At 69.1% G+C, this 16590-nt stretch carries 15 protein-coding genes; 8 read left to right on the forward strand and 7 right to left on the reverse strand.

All coding sequences use genetic code 11. The annotated features are described in order from the left end of the window. Positions 1-43 precede the first annotated feature (43 nt). Positions 44-925: a DNA integrity scanning protein DisA nucleotide-binding domain protein gene (locus MEBOL_RS30495; RefSeq protein ID WP_095980731.1), complete on the reverse strand. Its 882-nt coding sequence runs from the start codon at positions 923-925 to the stop codon at positions 44-46. A gap of 131 nt (positions 926-1056) precedes the next feature. Between MEBOL_RS30495 and MEBOL_RS30500 the strand changes: the two genes are divergently transcribed. Then, complete coding sequence (locus tag MEBOL_RS30500) at positions 1057-1419, forward strand: TraR/DksA family transcriptional regulator (RefSeq protein ID WP_095980732.1); 363 nt, start codon at positions 1057-1059, stop codon at positions 1417-1419. A gap of 71 nt (positions 1420-1490) precedes the next feature. Here the strand turns inward: MEBOL_RS30500 and MEBOL_RS30505 are convergent, their stop codons facing one another. Beyond that, positions 1491-2246: a double zinc ribbon and FHA domain-containing protein gene (locus tag MEBOL_RS30505; protein ID WP_095983101.1), complete on the reverse strand. Its 756-nt coding sequence runs from the start codon at positions 2244-2246 to the stop codon at positions 1491-1493. A 141-nt stretch (positions 2247-2387) separates the two neighbouring features. Between MEBOL_RS30505 and MEBOL_RS30510 the strand changes: the two genes are divergently transcribed. Beyond that, complete coding sequence (locus MEBOL_RS30510; RefSeq protein ID WP_095980733.1) at positions 2388-4199, forward strand: serine/threonine-protein kinase; 1812 nt, start codon at positions 2388-2390, stop codon at positions 4197-4199. 24 nt (positions 4200-4223) lie between these two features. Here the strand turns inward: MEBOL_RS30510 and MEBOL_RS30515 are convergent, their stop codons facing one another. Next, on the reverse strand, positions 4224-5228 hold the full coding sequence (locus tag MEBOL_RS30515) for an FHA domain-containing protein (RefSeq protein ID WP_095980734.1): 1005 nt from the start codon (positions 5226-5228) through the stop codon (positions 4224-4226). Positions 5229-5347: 119 nt separating this feature from the next. Here MEBOL_RS30515 and MEBOL_RS30520 point away from each other — a divergent pair, with 119 nt between their 5' ends. Beyond that, on the forward strand, positions 5348-7567 hold the full coding sequence (locus tag MEBOL_RS30520; RefSeq protein WP_095980735.1) for a RelA/SpoT family protein: 2220 nt from the start codon (positions 5348-5350) through the stop codon (positions 7565-7567). 88 nt (positions 7568-7655) lie between these two features. Continuing rightward, positions 7656-8042 carry a RidA family protein gene (locus MEBOL_RS30525; protein WP_095980736.1) on the forward strand — a complete coding sequence of 129 codons (387 nt, stop codon included), beginning with the start codon at positions 7656-7658 and terminating at the stop codon, positions 8040-8042. 83 nt (positions 8043-8125) lie between these two features. Here MEBOL_RS30525 and MEBOL_RS30530 read toward each other — a convergent pair whose 3' ends face one another. Then, positions 8126-10093 carry a thioredoxin domain-containing protein gene (locus MEBOL_RS30530; RefSeq protein ID WP_095980737.1) on the reverse strand — a complete coding sequence of 656 codons (1968 nt, stop codon included), beginning with the start codon at positions 10091-10093 and terminating at the stop codon, positions 8126-8128. A gap of 226 nt (positions 10094-10319) precedes the next feature. On the opposite strand from MEBOL_RS30530, the gene MEBOL_RS30535 reads away from it, so the two are divergent. Further along, a complete protein-coding gene (locus MEBOL_RS30535) occupies positions 10320-10559 on the forward strand; it encodes a sulfurtransferase TusA family protein (protein ID WP_095980738.1) in 240 nt (79 codons plus the stop codon). Positions 10560-10660: 101 nt separating this feature from the next. Here the strand turns inward: MEBOL_RS30535 and MEBOL_RS30540 are convergent, their stop codons facing one another. Together MEBOL_RS30540 and MEBOL_RS30545 are read right to left on the reverse strand one after the other, a co-directional pair. Further along, positions 10661-11572 carry an ABC transporter ATP-binding protein gene (locus MEBOL_RS30540; RefSeq protein WP_095980739.1) on the reverse strand — a complete coding sequence of 304 codons (912 nt, stop codon included), beginning with the start codon at positions 11570-11572 and terminating at the stop codon, positions 10661-10663. Then, a complete protein-coding gene (locus MEBOL_RS30545; RefSeq protein WP_095980740.1) occupies positions 11569-12357 on the reverse strand; it encodes an ABC transporter permease in 789 nt (262 codons plus the stop codon). Before MEBOL_RS30545 ends, MEBOL_RS30540 begins: the two co-directional genes overlap by 4 nt. Before the next feature lie 150 nt (positions 12358-12507). On the opposite strand from MEBOL_RS30545, the gene MEBOL_RS30550 reads away from it, so the two are divergent. Then, positions 12508-13986: a penicillin-binding transpeptidase domain-containing protein gene (locus tag MEBOL_RS30550; RefSeq protein ID WP_095980741.1), complete on the forward strand. Its 1479-nt coding sequence runs from the start codon at positions 12508-12510 to the stop codon at positions 13984-13986. Here the strand turns inward: MEBOL_RS30550 and MEBOL_RS30555 are convergent. Beyond that, on the reverse strand, positions 13977-15158 hold the full coding sequence (locus MEBOL_RS30555; RefSeq protein ID WP_095980742.1) for a DUF4388 domain-containing protein: 1182 nt from the start codon (positions 15156-15158) through the stop codon (positions 13977-13979). The two genes, MEBOL_RS30550 and MEBOL_RS30555, sit on opposite strands and share 10 nt — an antisense overlap. Positions 15159-15182: 24 nt before the next feature. Between MEBOL_RS30555 and MEBOL_RS30560 the strand changes: the two genes are divergently transcribed. Together MEBOL_RS30560 and MEBOL_RS30565 are read left to right on the forward strand one after the other, a co-directional pair. Beyond that, entirely contained in the window at positions 15183-15446 is a 264-nt protein-coding gene (locus MEBOL_RS30560; RefSeq protein WP_095980743.1) for a glutaredoxin family protein, read from the forward strand. A gap of 152 nt (positions 15447-15598) precedes the next feature. Next, complete coding sequence (locus MEBOL_RS30565) at positions 15599-16543, forward strand: GGDEF domain-containing protein (protein ID WP_095980744.1); 945 nt, start codon at positions 15599-15601, stop codon at positions 16541-16543. The last annotated feature ends 47 nt before the right edge of the window (positions 16544-16590 follow it).

The raw sequence follows: 16590 nt of genomic DNA on the forward strand, positions 1-16590 counted from the left end.
GTGGAAGGCCTGGACGCGCCGGGTAGGCCGGGGAGGGGGAAACTCAGGTCCGGCGCGCGGTCTGGTGCAGCTCCAGCACGATGTTGCCGCCCTTGAAGAGGCGCACCGCGCCCGAGGTCTGGCTCACCACCAGCGCGATGCTCTTCGTCGTGGAGGTGATGCTCGCCGCGGCGGCGTGCCGCGCGCCCAGGCCGAGGGGAATCTTCACCGCCTCGTCCGACGCCGACAGGTAGCGGCCCGCCGCGAGCACCACGCCGTCCTCGCGGATGACGAACGAGCCGTCGAGCACGGAGAAGTTCTTGATGGCCTCGCGGATCTTCGGATCCAGCACGTTGCGCTCGGACTCGGACAGGCCCTGGAACGGGTTGATGGTCATCTGGCGGCTCTTCTCCATCACGCTCGTGTGATCGCCGATGGTGAGGATGGTGCCGATGGGATGGCCCTCGAAGCCCTCCTGGCCGATTTGCAGCGCCAGTTGGATGAGGGCGTCCACCACCTGGGAGTTGAACTCGTCGCCGAGCTTCACGCCCTCGATGGCGAGCCGGTCGTCGAGCGAGCCGCCGATGCGCATCTGCATCAGGGTGTCCGGCGGGCGGCCGAGCTTGCCCGTCATGCACAGCACGAGGTTGCCCTCGGAGAAGGCGCCCTGGGACAGGGCGGACACGAGCGCCACCTTCACCCGCTCGGTGCGCGAGTAGTCGTAGGCGGGAATCACCAGGGCGCGTTGCTTGGCCGCAAGCAGTTCCTGGGCCAACCGCGGGGTGGTGACGGCATAGACGAGCTTGCGCTTGGCCTGCTGGCGGCGCAGGTCCTCGGCGGGGATGAGCACGTCGCTGATGTAGAGGAAATGGTCTACCTCCCCCTTGCCAGCAAGCGAGAGGGCGGCGCGCAGGAACTCCCGGTCGAATTTCGAGGTATCGCTCATGGGATGGGACTCCGCCGCGTGTTGAAGGGAGACTGGGCCTCCTTGACACCAGACCGCGTCTGAATAAAGCTTTCCGGCCTTTTTTTCGGGGATGTTGGGCCCATGTCCCCGCCGCACGGGAGCCTACGGCTGTGAACCAGAAAGATCTCAAGCGTTACAAGAAGATGCTCGAGGACAGCAAGACGAGCCTGCTGGAGAGCGCGAAGAAGACCCTGGTGGAGGAGTCCAGCTTCGACACCGACGACCTCCCCGATGAGATCGACCAGGCTTCGTCCGAGTACACCCAGTCGATGGTGTTCCGCCTGCGCGATCGGGAGAAGTTCCTGCTGCAGAAGATCGACAAGGCGCTGGAGCGCATCGACAACGGCACGTTCGGCGTGTGCGAGCGGTGCGAGGAGGAGATCTCCCCCAAGCGTCTGGATGCGCGGCCGGTGACCACGCTGTGCATCCGGTGCAAGGAAGAGCAGGAGAAGAAGGAGAAGTCCTACGGCTGATGCCGTGAGGGGGGTGGAGTGGGGGGCCCGCCACGCACGGGCCCGCGTGAGGCCTCCCCGCTCGTCCCTCGTCAGACGGACAGTTGGATCTCCACCCGGAGCAACTGACGGCCGATGAGGAAGTGGTCCCCGTTTTCCACGAAAACGGGACCGGTCAGCCGCACGAAGGTGCCGTTGGACGAGCCCACGTCCTTGACGCGCAGCCGGTCCTGTTTGACGTGCAGGAGCGCGTGGCGGCCGGAGACGAAGCCGTCGGTGGGGAAGGTGATGTCGCCCTGTTCGCGTCCCAGGAGGTTGTCGCCCTCCTTGAGGGGGAACGCGGCCCCGCGCACGCCCCCTTCCAGAATCTGCACCAGCCTCAGCCGGTAGCCCGGGTCCGCCGAGCCCCAGATGTGGGCGCCGCCCGGTCCCACCGCCGAGGCGGGGATGGGCTCGAGCACCAGCCGTTGCCGGCCCAGGCGCAGCTCGCCTCCCACGGGCAGCTCCTTCTCTTGGCGCAGGCGGGCGAAGACGCCGTTGGCGCCGCCCACGTCCTCCATGGCGAGGCGGCCTCCGGAAAAGAAGAAGCGGGCCTGCACGGGCATGATGAAGGGGTCATCCATCAACGGCAGGTCCCCCTGGGGGCCGCAGGTGAGGGTGTCCCGGGTCATCCGCACCACGGACTCCGGCCCCCCGTCGGCCCGGACCACGCGCAGGGCGACCTGGGGGCGGGGCGCCTGCTTGGGCGCGGCCATCACCATGGTGCCCGAGCGCAGGGGCGAGCCACAGGCGTGGCAGGTGGAGGCGGAGTCGGGGTTCTCGGCGTCGCAGCGGGGACAGTAGGCCATGGCGGGGCGCGTGGTCATATCAAGCCCGGCGGGGGGTTGCTCGGACCTCGAACCGAGGTGCGTCCATCTTGCGGGCGACCCAACGCTCGTGGGAAGTTCGGGGACCCTCCACTTGACCCTCCTGGATCCGGGAAGTCCCTCTTGTCTTGCACCAGCTGCGGCGCCGACACCGGTGATGCCTCCAAGTTCTGCCCCTCGTGCGGCGCGACGCTCGCGCGCGGGGAGCAGGACGATTACATCGGGCGCACGCTCGCCCAGAAGTACAAGGTCGAGGCCCTCATTGGCGAGGGCGGCATGGGCAAGGTGTACCGTGCCCGCCAGGAAGCCCTGGACAAGCTGGTGGTGCTCAAGGTGCTGCGCCAGTCGCTGCTCAACGACGACCGCACCGTGGCGCGCTTCAAGCGCGAGGCCAAGGCGGCCAGCCGCCTCAACCACCCCAACTCCATCAGCATCCTCGACTTCGGCCAGGCCGAGGACGGGGCGCTCTTCATCGCGATGGAGTTCGTGCCGGGGCAGGATCTGCACACCGTGCTCAGCAAGGAAGGCCCGCTGCCCGAGCCGCGCATCGCGCGCATCGTCAGCCAGGTGCTCTCCGCCCTCTACGACGCGCACAGCGCCGGCGTCATCCACCGGGACCTGAAGCCCGAGAACATCATGGTGGAGCAGCGCCGCAACGAGCCGGACTTCGTCAAGGTGCTCGACTTCGGCATCGCGAAGATCCAGGACGGCGGCAACGACGACGGGCCCGCGCTCACGCGCAACGGCTTCGTCTGCGGCACCCCGGAGTACATGTCCCCGGAGCAGGCGCGCGGCTCGACGTTGGATCACCGCTCGGACCTGTACGCCGTGGGCGTCATCCTCTACCAGCTCATCACCGGCCGGCTGCCCTTCGAGTCCGACTCGGCGGTGGGGTTCGCCACCAAGCACCTCACCGAGGAGCCGGTGCCACCCTCGCGCCGCCGCCCGGAGGTGCGCGTGTCGCCCGCGATGGACCGGCTCATCATGCGCGCGCTCTCCAAGAGCCCGGATGATCGCCCCCAGGACGCGGAGGCCTTCAAGGCCGAGCTGCTCGCCGTGGTGGACAAGGAGCGAGAGAAGGAGCGCGAGCGCCGCGCGGTGCCTCCCCAGGGCCGCCGCCAGGGTCTCGCGCCCCTGCCGCGCAAGAGCACCCTGCCGCCCGAGGACAAGACCGAGGCCTGGTCGGGTGTGTCCGAGCCCACCGTGCGCGCCATGCCCGAGCGGTTGCAGACGAGCACCAACGCGACCCGGGTGGCGGATCGCACCCAGCTGGCTCCCGTCCCCCAGCGCGAGCGGCCCTCGGTGTCCATGACCGCGCTGCGCGCCACGCCCGAGCGCCCCTCGAACGACGAGCGCCTGCCCACGCTGCTGACGTCACCGCAGCTGTCGGACAAGACCGAGGCCATCATCCTCCCGGTGTCCGAGCCCGAGGCGGATGCTGGCGGAGGCTTCGGCTTCTTCAAGGCCTTCGTGCTCTCGCTGGCCCTGGCCACGCTCGCCCTGGTGGGCTACTGGCTGTACATGAGCTGGCACGAGCAATCGCGCGAGAAACCCTTCGTGCCGCCGAAGAACGCGCCCATTCCGGGCCAGGAGTCCGGCATCTACGTGCCCGAGCCCGGGGTGCCCCTGTACGAGCAGACCATTCCCGCGCGCAAGCGCGACGCGGCCGAGTCCCAGCGGCGTCAGCAGGCGGGTTACGAGGCCTACAAGCGGGGCGACCTGCGGATGGCCACCACCCAGTACCTCAACGCCTTCACCCTCAATCCGACCCCGGAGCTGTCGCTGATGCTGGGCGAGGTGTACTGGGCCCGGGGAGATCAGCCCGCCGAGGCGCGCGGCTGGTGGCGCAGGCACCTGCGCGACCTGCCGGACTCCAAGGCCCGTCCGGCGCTGGTGCGCAAGGATCCGGAGCTGCTCTCCAGCGCCGGGAAGTAGCCGCCCGGCGCGAAGCCCGCGCGCTCAGCCCATCAACTCCACTTGGAGGACGTGCTGGCCCAACCGCACCCGGTCTCCCGGGCGCAGCGGCTTGTCCACGCCGGACGCGATGCGCACGTACGTGCCGAGCCCGCCCGACAAGTCCCGGAGCTGGGCGCCCGTGGGCGTGAAGCTCAACTCACAGTGCCGGCCCGAGAGCCCTTCCTCCTGCGCGTAGCAGAAGTCGCAGTTGGCCTGCCCGATGGTGAACAGCGGGGCCGATGTGACGACCGTGCGCCCGCTGCGGCCGCCGACGAGCACTTCTTCCACGCCATAGACGCCCTGGCCTGGTGGTACGGGTGCTCCATAGACGATGGGCCGTCCGGCGAGGGGCGGAGGCGCGTCGAGCTTGCCGAGGAAGCGGAAGAGGCGCTGGCCCACGCTGAAGAAGGAGTAGGGCGTCAGGGCCTCGGAGCCGGAGATGGTGACGTAGATGCCCGAGGCACTGGCCTCGTCGCGCACGTGCAGCACGTTGTCCCGGATGATGAAGGAAGCGTGCTGGGCGGAGACGTAGATGTCGTCCGCGAAGAGGATGGCGCCTCGCGAGCGGCCCACCGTGCAGCCGGTGACGGGCAGCTTGAAGCGCTGGCCCCGGGAGGTGCCCGAAACGACCATGAGTCCGAAGCGCGAGGCGACCGCGGCGGGACGGGCCGCCGCGCCGGGCCTGGCCACCCCGGGTGGCGGTGGCGCGACCGGGGGACGCACGGGCGGTGTGGACATGGGCGTCCGGACAGGAGCGGCGGGGCGGGCGACGGGGACGCCCCCCGCGGTGGCCACCGGGGGCGGCGTCCGGCTCGAGGGGCGCATCCCCGGCGGTCCCGAGGCGGGGCGGGAGGCCTCGGCTCCCGGTTTGCCCACCGGACGGGCGGCCTGCCTGGGGGCTGCCTGGAGCGCGGTGGCGCAGCTGGCGCACACCTCGGCGCGAGGGGGGTTGTGGCCGTCACAGTTCGGGCAGACCACGGCGAGAACGGACAGCAGGAGCTGTGACATGGTCAGGTCGACTCTAGAAGTGGGCGCGAGGCCGGGTCAACGAAAGCACGCTTGGAGCGAATCCCGAGCCAGCGACGTTGCCCGTGCTGGGTGCGGCAGTTAGCATTGCTGACCCCTCGATGATCCGCCTGAACGACATTCTCCAACGGGTGGCCTCCTATCACCCGGACCCCGACCTGGACATCATCAAGAAGGCTTACGTCTATTCGGCCAAGGTGCACCAGGGCCAATTGCGCAAGTCCGGTGAGCCCTACCTCATACATCCCCTGGAGGTCGCTGGCCTGCTCGCCGAGCTCAAGCTCGACGAGGCCTCCATCGTCACCGGCCTGCTCCACGACACCATCGAGGACACCCTCGCCACGTCCGAGGAGCTGACCGAGCTGTTCGGCCCCGAGGTCGCCCAGCTCGTGGACGGCGTGACGAAGCTCTCCAAGTTCTCCGCCTCGGCCACGCTCTCCCAGGAGGAGAAGCAGGCGGAGAACTTCCGCAAGATGATCATCGCGATGGCGCAGGACATCCGCGTCATCCTGGTGAAGCTCGCCGACCGCACCCACAACATGCGGACCCTGGACCACATGTCCGAGGAGAAGCAGCGGCGGATCGCCCAGGAGACGCTGGACATCTATGCCCCGCTCGCCAACCGCCTGGGCATCAGCTGGGTGAAGACCGAGCTGGAGGACCTGTCCTTCCGCTACGTCAAGCCCCAGGACTTCTTCACGCTCCAGGACAAGCTGGGCAAGCGCAAGAAGGAGCGCGAGAAGTACATCGAGGACGTGAGCACCCTCATCACCACCAAGCTCGCCGAGCGCGGGCTCAAGGGGGACGTGAGCGGCCGCTTCAAGCACGTCTACAGCATCTACAAGAAGATGAAGTCGCAGGGGATCGAGTTCGAGCAGATCCACGACATCATCGCCTTCCGCATCATCACCAACTCCATGCCCGCCTGCTACGAGGCGCTGGGACTGGTGCACCAGCTGTGGAAGCCCGTGCCGGGGCGCTTCAAGGACTTCATCGCCATCCCCAAGCCCAACATGTACCAGTCCCTGCACACCACGGTGGTGGGGCCGCTGGGCGAGCGCATCGAGGTGCAGATCCGCACGCCGGACATGCACAAGGTGGCCGAGGAGGGCATCGCCGCGCACTGGGCCTACAAGGAGGGCAAGGCGCTCTCCGTCAGCAAGGACGACGAGAAGTTCGCCTGGCTGCGCCAGCTCATGGAGTGGCAGCAGGACCTCAAGGATCCCAAGGAATTCCTCGAGACGGTGAAGGTGGACCTTTTCACCGACGAGGTCTTCGTCTTCACGCCCCGGGGAGATGTGAAGAGCCTGCCGCGGGGCGCGACGCCCGTGGACTTCGCCTACGCCATCCACTCGGACGTGGGCGGCCGGTGCGTGGGCTCCAAGGTGAACGGGAAGATCGTCCCCCTGCGCTACAAGCTCAAGAACGGGGACACGGTGGAGGTGCTCACCAGCCCCCAGGCGCACCCGTCCAAGGACTGGCTCACCTTCGTCAAGACGAGCCGTGCCCAGCAGCGCATCCGCGCCTTCATCAAGCAGCAGCAGCGCGAGAAGAGCCTGCAGCTGGGCCGCGAACTGCTCGAGCGCGAGCTCAAGCGCTACCAGCTCAACTTCAACCGCCTGCTCAAGAACGGCGAGCTCAAGAAGGTGTGCGAGGAGCTCGGCTTCCGGGTGGAGGACGATCTGCTGGTGGCCATTGGCTACGGCAAGGTGGTGCCCAACCAGGTGCTCGCTCGCGTGGTGCCTCCGGAGAAGCTGGCCGCCACCTCGGCCGAGAGCCGGACGGCACCTGCTCCGGACGCGCATACGGGCCACGTCCCCAGCGGCATGCTGCCCGGGCTGTCCAAGGTCACCGACTTCGCCAAGAAGCTGGTGGGCAAGCAGAACAGCAGCGGCGTGCAGATTGGCGGCGTCGACGATGTGCTCGTGCGCTTCGGGCGCTGTTGCAACCCCGTTCCGGGGGACCCCATCGCTGGTTTCATCACCCGTGGGCGAGGGGTCACGGTTCACACGGTGGGTTGTGACAAGGCCCTGGCCACGGACCCCGAGCGGCGCGTGGATGTGTCCTGGGACGTGCGCGGCGACTTCAAGCGCCCCGTCACCCTGCGGGTGCTCACCACCGAGCGCACCGGCATGCTGGCGGACATCTCCAACACCTTCTCGAAGAAGGGCGTCAACATCTCCCAGGCCAACTGCCGGGCCACCGGAGACGAGCGCGCGGTGAACACCTTCGAGGTCACCATCACCGACCTCAAGCAGCTCACCGACCTCATGCGCACCATCGAGCGTCTACCCGGCGTCTACTCCGTCGAGCGCATCTGAGAGGGGCTGGCCGCCGAGGGGGGCGGGGTGCTAGAGCCGCCCCGGAGGCGCGGCCACTCCAGGCCGCCTCGCTCCCCGAGGTGAACGCATGGCTCGCAAGACGGTGCACTCCGACGACGCGCCCAAGGCGATTGGGCCCTACTCCCAGGCGGTGCAGGTGGACTCCGGGAAGATGACCTTCCTGTCCGGCCAGATTCCCCTGGACCCCAAGACGATGGAACTGGTGACGGGAGACGTCGTCGCCCAGACCGAGCAGGTGATGAAGAACCTGGGCGCGGTGCTGCACGCGGCCGGTCTGGACTTCTCCCACGTGGTGCGCAGCACCATTTTCCTCACCGACCTGGGTGACTTCGCCCGGGTGAACGAGGTCTACGGCCGCTCCTTCACCGGCGCGCCTCCGGCCCGTGTCACGGTGCAGGTGTCCGCGCTGCCTCGTGGCTCCAAGGTGGAGATCGACGCCATCGCCGTGTCCTGAACCGCCTGGCTTTCCAAAAGACGAAGGCCGCCGGACCGGAGGGTCCTGGCGGCCTTCTTCAGGTCAAGCGTCGGGCGAGGCGGTTACTTCTGATCCGCGGCGACCGTGCCCTTCTTCTTGAGCTCCTCGTCGATGACGCGCTTGAAGGCGTCCACGGGCTGCGCGCCCACGAGCGAGCGGCCATTGATGAAGAAGCTGGGGGTGCCGCTGACGCCCACGCGGGTGGCCTCGGCCATGTCGGCGTTGAGCTGCGCCTCGAACTTGTTCGAGTCGAGCGCGGACTTGAACTGGGCCACGTTCAGCCCCAGCTCCTGGGCGTAGCGCTCGAACGAGGCGCGATCCAGGGAGCGCTGGTTGGCGAAGAGCTTGTCGTGGAACTCCCAGAACTTGCCCTGCTCGTTGGCGGCCAGGGCCGCGAGCGCCGCGGGCTTGGCGTTGGCGTGGAAGGGCAGGGGCTGGTTCTTGAAGGCCACGCGGATCTTGCCCTTGTAGTCCTGCTCGAGCTGCGCGAGCGTGGGCACCACGCGGCTGCAGAAGGGGCACTCGAAGTCGGAGAAGGCCACGATGGTGATGGGGGCGTTCTTCGGGCCCTTCACCGGGGCGTTGCCCAGCTCGATGTTCTGCACCGCGGGCTCGGCGGCGGCCTGGGCGGCGGGCGCGGTGCCGTTGGACTTCACGCCCTCCTCGATGAGCTTGGCGTACAGGTCGCCCGGCTTGGTGCCAGCGGCCAGCAGCTTCTCGGCGCGGGCCTTCTCCTCGTCGATGACGCGCTTGAAGCTCTCGAAGGGCTGCGCGCCCACGAACTCACGGCCGTTGATGAAGAAGGTGGGGGTGCCATTGGCGCCCACCGCGTTGCCCGCAGCGGAGTCGGCCTCCACCTTCGCGCGGAACTTGCCCGAGTCGAGCGCGGACTTGAACTGGCCCACGTTCAGGCCCACTTCCTGGGCGTAGCGCTCGAGCGAGGCGCGATCCAGGGCCTTCTGATTGGCGAAGAGCTTGTCGTGGTACTCCCAGAACTTGCCCTGCTCGTGCGCGGCCAGCGAGGCCTCGGCGGCCGGCTTGGCGCTCGGGTGGAAGGGCAGAGGCTGGTGGCGGAACACCACGCGCACGTCATTGGGGTACGCGGCCTTGATCTGCTTGAGCGAGGGGCCCACGCGGCTGCAGAAGGGGCACTCGAAGTCGGACCACTCGACGATCGTCACCTTGGCGTCCTTCGGGCCGAAGGACGGGGCATCCGCGGGGAACTCCACCTTGCGGTAGGCCTGGGCGGGGGCCTCGGGCTGCTGGGGGTTGTTGCGCGGGGCCGCGTCCACGCCCTTGGCGATGATGGCGGCGTACACCTCGCTCGGCTTCGTGCCCGACTTCACCAGGGACTCGGCCTTGCCCAGCTCCTCGTCGATGATCGTCTTGAACTTCTCCAGGGGCTGGGCGCCCGACAGGAAGCGGCCGTTGATGAAGAAGGCCGGGGTGCCGTTGGCGCCGAGCTTGCCGGCCAGGGCCTGATCACGGTCGATGATGGCCGACAGCTTCTGGCTGGTGAGGTCCGTCTTCCACTTGGAGATGTCCAGGCCCACGTCCTGGGCGTACTGCTCCAGATCCTTGTCCTCGAGGGCGCGGCTGTTGGTGAACAGCTTGGAGTGGTACTCCCAGTACTTGCCCTGCTCTCCGGCGGCCAGGGCGCCGAGCGCGGCCGGCTTGGCGCGCGGGTGGAAGGACAGCGGGTTCTGCTTCATGACCACGCGCAGCTTGGCGCCGTAGTCCTTCTGCAGCTGCTCCACGGTGGTGTTGGCGCGCGAGCAGAACGGGCACTGGTAGTCGGAGAACTCGACGATCGTGACGAGCGCGTCCGCGCTGCCCTTGGTGGGCGAGCCGTCGATGGGCACCTTGAAGAGGGTGGTGTCCGCGGGCTTGCCATTGCCGGGGGCGCTGGGCGCGGCGGCCACGGCGCGGCCGCCGGCGGCCGGGCTCGTCGAGGAGCCCTTCATGGAGTAGCCGGTTGCGAATCCCAGCAACAGGCCCACGAGGAGGGCCACGATCACATTGGGTTTCATGAGTTTGTTCTGCTCCTAGGTACGTCGTCGGTCCAACTGCGGTCCCGGGCTCGTGCGATTCAATTCAGCAGGGCGCGGGGTGATAACAGAGCCCGTTCTGGGCACGCAAGGCGCGGTCAGACGCACCTCTCCCGGGCATTGACTCCACCCAGGTTCCCGAAAACACAACGATTTTCGAGGGAAATTCCCCGGTGTCCGCCCACTCGCCGGGCCTTACACTGAGACCATGCAGCCGGACGTGCGCGTGGACGCCTCGGGCACCTGGTGCCCGGTTCCCATCCTGGAGATCGCCAAGGCGGTGCGTCGTCTCGCGCCGGGAGCCCTCGTGGAGCTGGTGGCCACGGATCCCGGCGTGGCGCGGGATCTGCCCGCGTGGTGCGAGGCCACCGGCCACCAACTCCTGAGCCTGGAGCGGCGCGACGCGCTCTGGGTGGCGTGGGTCCGCAAGGCGTGCGCGGGGGGTTGAGGGGCGGGGCGGGGCCATCCGCGAGGAGTGCGCCGAGCCGCCCCGGAGTTTCAGCCGGGAATTCTTCCGGGGATTTTTTCCCGCGAGAGGGCCCCTGGAGCTCAGGTGAGCTGCAGGACCCGCTCCTCCAACCGTTGGCCCCGCGACACCCCCAGGATGAGCACCCCGGTCTGGATGAGATGACCCACGACGCGGCTGATGACTTCCTCGGGGGGATGGGCCTGGCCGTCGAAGCGCACGTGCAACACGCCCTCCGCCTCCAGGCGCGCGGAGAGCACGCCCGCGAGCGCCTCCACCTCGGGCACGAGCACGGTGCCTCGGGCCACCTGGACGCGGAACTCGGCGGCCTGGCGCGTGAGGTCCGCGAGGCTGCCCGCCTGCACCAGCCGGCCCCGATCCAGGATGGCCGCCGCGTCGCACAACTGCTCCAACTCCTGGAGGTTGTGACTGGAGACCACCACCGTCTGCTGGCCGCGCATGTCCTGGATGACCTGTCGCACCTGGTGGGCGATCTTGGGGTCCATTCCCGCCGTGGGCTCGTCGAGCAGCACCAGCGGCGGCCGGCCCATGAGCGCCTGGGCCAGGGCCACGCGCTTGGCCATGCCGTGTGACAGCGCGGGGGTCTCCACGTTCCAGGCCTCGACGAGCCCCACCTTCTCCAGGGACTCCCGCGCCTCGCGCTCGGGGGCATTCAGGCCACTGAGCCGCGCCCAGTAGGTGAGCAGGGTGCCGACCTTCCACCCACCAGGAAGGATGGCGTCCTGGGGGAGCACGCCGAGCTTGCCCTTGAGCGCGCCGTCCGCCCACGGCTCCACGTCCATCACCCGCAGGCTTCCCGCGCTCGGGCGCAGGTAGCCGCACATCATGGAGAAGGTGGTCGTCTTTCCGGCGCCATTGGGGCCGATGAGCCCGTACACTTGTCCTCGCTGGACGCGCAGACTCACCCCATCCACCGCCACCTTGGGGCCGAAGCGGCGGCTGACTCCGACGAGTTCGATCGCGATGTCGCTCACAGGTCCCTCGTGCGCAGGGCGGCGAGGGCGCCACCGAGGAAGATCACCGAGAAGACGACATACGCCGCGGCGCTGGTGGCCACCTGCGCGGTCTCCGGGGACAGGAGCCCGAGCGAGTAGCGCAGGGGTGACAGGTAGCGCGCGCTGCGCAGGGGATGGGTCTTCTCGGCCAGTGCCGTCATCCAGAGGATGAGCGAGGAGAGCAACACCGTCAGGTTGAGGATGAGGCTCACCGCGGGACTGGTCGTGAGGCTCGAGCACAGCGAGGTGAGGCTCAGGAAGGCGAAGGAGAAGAGCGTGGAGGCCACCCAGAAGTGCACGAGGTAGCGCATGAAGGAGGCCAGGCCGAAGCCCGGCGTGGTGACCGCGGCGTAGACGCACAACCCCAGGTCGAGCACGAACACCAGCCCCAGGAGCACCGTGGTCTGGGCGAACAGCTTGCCCAGCAACACCGAGGAGCGGCGCGAGCGCACCGTGAGGTAGCGGATGGAGCGCGGACCCACCTCGCCGCTCACCTGATCGAAACCCATCAGCGCGATGTAGAGCGGCAGGAAGAAGAGGCTCAGGTAGTAGACGCCTCGCACGGACAGGGGCAGATCCTCGCTCGGAGGCACCATGCCGGCTTCCGCCAACTGCTGCACGAGCGAGCGCAGGAAGACCGCCGCCAGGAAGATCAGCAGGGAAAAGAGGCTGTAGAGCCCGAGCAGCGCGACCACGCGCGAGCTGCGCAAGGTCCGACGACACTCGGCGCTCCAGATCACCACGATTTCGTTCAGTCCATTCAAGGCGGGGGGACCCTATCGGCCCGAGGGAGGGCTCGCCAGGATTCTCGCCGGGCAGCCAGGGGGTCGACATTTGTCCTGGGAGGGAATGGACGGCGGGGACGGGACGGGTACCATGCCCGCTCCCCCCTCGCCCCCGCGAGACGCCCGCGCATGACGGTTTCCCGAGTCGTTCCCGCCACGCTGCTGCTGCCCCTATTCCTCCTGCTCGTCGGCGCGGACGAGGGCGGGACCCCCGTCCCCGAGGCTCCCCCGGTGGCCGAGGCCTCGCTCCAGGACGCGGGGACGCTGGATGCCGGCGTGGCCGAGGCCGCGGACGCGTCCGACGCGGGCGTGCTCCTGGGACTGCTGCCTCCCGTGCCCGTGCCCTCGCGGGAGTCGGATCCTCCCTTCGCCCACCTGCGCTCCCTGCCCGCGAAGCAGGACGTGCTTTCCCGGGCGAAGCGCAACGCCCAGGGGCGGTGGGTGTTGCCGGGCAAGGAGGGCGAGGTACCGCTGACCATCGATCCCGTCCTCCAGGGACAGCTCACCAGCATCCTCGCGCAGTACCAGGTGCCCTTCGGCGCGGTGGTGGTGCTCGAGCCCGCCACGGGCCGCGTGCTGGCCATGGCCGAGCACTCCCAGGTCCGGCCGGACATGCACGGGCTGGCCACGCGTGCCGTGTACCCCGCGGCGAGCATCTTCAAGATCGTCACCGGCGCCGCGCTCCTGGAGGCGGGACTGACGCCCCAGGCGGAGACGTGCTTCCATGGAGGCAAGCGCCGCCTCTCCTCGAAGCTCCTGGCGGACAGCGCGAGCGATGGCCAGTGCCACTCGTTGGCGGAGGCGATGGGCAAGAGCGCCAACGTCATCTTCGCCAAGCTCACCCAGCGCCACCTGTCGCCCGACACGCTGCGGCGCGCGGCGGCCCGCTTCCACTTCAACCGGCAGATCGACTTCCCGGTGCCCACGGACGTGTCGCTCGCCGCCGTGCCCGAGGGGGATGAGCTGCGCTTCGCCCAGACGGGCGCGGGCTTCGGGGACGTGTACCTGTCGCCCCTGCACGGCGCGCTGCTCGCGTCCGTGGCGGCCAATGGCGGCGTGTGGCGGGATCCCATCCTCTTCGAGCCGGGCGAGGACGCCCGGACCTCCGCCGGGGAGCAGGTGCTCTCGCCCGAGGTGGCCCGGGGCCTGACGACGATGTTGGAGGCCACGGTGACCCACGGCACCGCCCGCCGCGTCTTCCGCGAGCGGGGCATGCGCGTGCCGGGCGCGGTGGGCAAGACGGGCACGCTGGCGGACAACAAGCCCTTCCGGGACTACTCGTGGTTCGTGGGCTTCGCGCCCAAGGACAACCCCAAGGTGGCGGTGGCGGCGGTGCTCGTCAACGAGCCGCTCTGGCGCATCCGGGCCGCGTGGCTCGGCCGCGAGGCCATGCGGCTGGGACTGGCGCGTCTGCCTCCGGGCGCGCTCACTCCCGCGAAGGAGGAGCCTCCCGCGGACAAGGCCGAGCCCGCCGCGCCCCAGGAAGAGGGCGCCGACGAGGAGGACGTGCCCGAGGCCCCCGCGGTGCCCGCGGCCCCCGCCGCGCTCCCGGTCGCCGAAACACCGGCCGCGCCCGCGGAGGTGCGCTCCGCGATGTCTCAGCCCTGAGCGCCCGGCGTGAGCAGCACCAGGCCCGTGTCCACGAAGGCCTGGAAGTAGCGCAGCGCATCCAGCTCGTGCAGGGGCGACACGCGCAGGATGTCCCTCACGTTGCGTTTGCCGTCGATGCGCGAGAGCAGGTAGCGCTCGGGCGAGGTGAGCGGCGTCGTCTTCAACTGCGCCGCCGTCACGCGCAACGAGGGCACCTGGGGCGTGTCCAGCATCTTGCGGCGCAAGACGCCGAGCAGCACCGCCTCCGCCGAGTGCAGCAGGGCCTCCGTCTCGGGGGTGGGGGACAGCTCGTGCGCCCGGCGCGCGAGCGCCTCGCCCTGCCGGAAGTCCCCGTTCTCCAGGGCCGACTGCGCCGCCTGGATGAGCTCGTCCGGAGCGGGCTCCTCGCTCGTCAGCTCCACTTCCATCGACGGCACGGGCACGGGCATGGCCAGGTCGGCGGGAGGGGCCCGCCCCGGTGGGGGGATGCTCACCACCCGCAGGGCCTCTTGCCGGTACAGCGCGTACAGGCGTTGGTACACCAGGAAGTCCGAGGCATGCAGGGCCCGGACGAGCTCGTCGATGCTCAACCCCTCGCGGATGCGCGCCACCAGCGCCGCGTCCAGTGTGCCTGCCCGGGGCGGCTCGGACAGCCGTCCCTCGTCCACCTCCAGGTAGGCGGAGCCCGAGGGAAACGCCGCCTTGATCGCCTGCCACGCCGTCTCGCGGAACTCCCCCTCGCGGTGGATGTCCAGCAGCTCCACCTCCGCCTCCACGCCCTCCACCCGCGGGACCGCTCCCGCGTCGAAGGAGAACTCACCTTCCTCCCAGCGGAACATCTCCAGCAGGCTCTCGCGGAACTTGAGCTGGAGTGTGCCGCGCACCGTCTGCTCGGACACCGCCCCCGTGGCCACCAGGATCTGCCCGAGTGGCACCTGGGTCTCCCGCTGCTGGGCATGGGCCCGCTCGAAGAGCGCCTCGCTCAAGTGCCCCATGTGGATGAGGAACTGGCCCAGGTACTCGCGCGGCTGGTTGGAGCTGGCGCTGAGCACCCTCCCCTCGCGCAGGAGCATCAGCTTGCGCACACCCGCCCGCATCACCCTCAGGGTTCCCGTCACCCTCCGGTTGCCCAGGTACGCGACGAGATCCTCGAGGGGCATCGTCGAGAAGTCACCTGACAGACCGCGCATCGCGTCCCATCCTCACGTCCCAGAATGATTGTCCGACTCTACTCGAAACCGAACTGTGGCCTGTGCGACGAGGCAAAGGCCGTCCTCGAGCGCGTCCGCGCCCGCCTCCCCTTCGAGTTGCTGGAAGAGGACATCCGGGCCGACCCCGCGGTCTTCGCCGCCTACCGCTACGACATCCCCGTGGTCATCATCGGCGGCCTCGTTGCCTTCAAGCACCATCTGGAGGAAGCCGAGGTGGAGCGTTACCTCCGGCGGGTACTTGCTGGCACGTCTGTTGCTGACTCCTAGGGACACGGGAAGCAAGTTTCTTCCCACCCCTAGGAAAAACAGGGGGATGGAATGGGAGGCGGCGGGGTGGGGATGGGTGGGACTGTAAATCCTGGGGACAGCGCCGGAGGAACGATGCGGAAAAAGGTTCTGGCTGGCGGACGGGGGCAGCGGTGGTACTGAGACACGACGCGAAGACGGAGCAACTCACGGTCCTGGTGGTGGAGCCTCGCGCCGAGGATCTGGAGCGCACCCGGGTGGCGTTGGCGACGGCGGGCTTCCGGGTGGTGCCGGTGACTCGCTTCGACGCGGCGGCCCCCTTGTTCGAGGCCATCCATCCGGACGCGGTGGTGCTCGCGGCCCAGGGCCCGGACTACGTGGCCGTGGCCGTGGCGCGTCGGCTGCGGCAGATGAGCCGGGGCACGGTGCCCCTGATGTATCTGGTGGAGTCCACGGACAGCGAGGCCCACCGGCACTGCATGACCAAGGGCATGGGCGTGGACGTGGCGTCGCGCGCGGGCTCGGGCGAGGAGCTGGTGCTGCGGCTGCGCGCCCAACTGCGCCTCAAGTCCTCGGTGCGCCGGGCGATGCTGCCCGAGGGCGTGGGCTCCTCGGTGGCGCACCATGATCCCCTCACGGGCCTCTACAACCGGGCCTTCCTCATGGAGTTGCTGGCCCTGGAAATGACGCGCTGCGAGCGCTTCGGCGGCGGCTTCTCGCTCCTGGTGGGCTCGCTCGAGGATTTCCGCGCCCTGCGCAAGGAGTCCGGTCCGGCCATGGCCGAGCGGCTGCTCGTCTACAGCTCGGTGGTGGTGAACCAGACGGTGCGCGAGGCGGACGTGGTGGCGCGCGTGGGCGACGAGGAGTTCGCCGTGCTCCTGCCCTCGACGCCCGCGGAGAACGTGCCGGACGTGATGGCCCGGGTGAGCGAGCGCTTCGCCCTGGCGCGCCTGCAGGTGGGGGGACGGGTGTTGCGCCCTTCCCTGGCGATGGGGGCGGTGAGCTATCCGGACAGGGTGGGCTCGCCCGATCAGTTGTTGAATGAGGCGCTGAGGGATCTGCGCAGGAACCGCGAGCAGCGCCGGATCTCGGCGACGGGTATGGAACTGACGGTTTGACGCGGAGACGGGGCCCACGAGGGCCGTCTCACGGGGTGCATTCGCGA

This window comes from Melittangium boletus DSM 14713 (genome assembly GCF_002305855.1).
Classification (GTDB): domain Bacteria; phylum Myxococcota; class Myxococcia; order Myxococcales; family Myxococcaceae; genus Cystobacter; species Cystobacter boletus.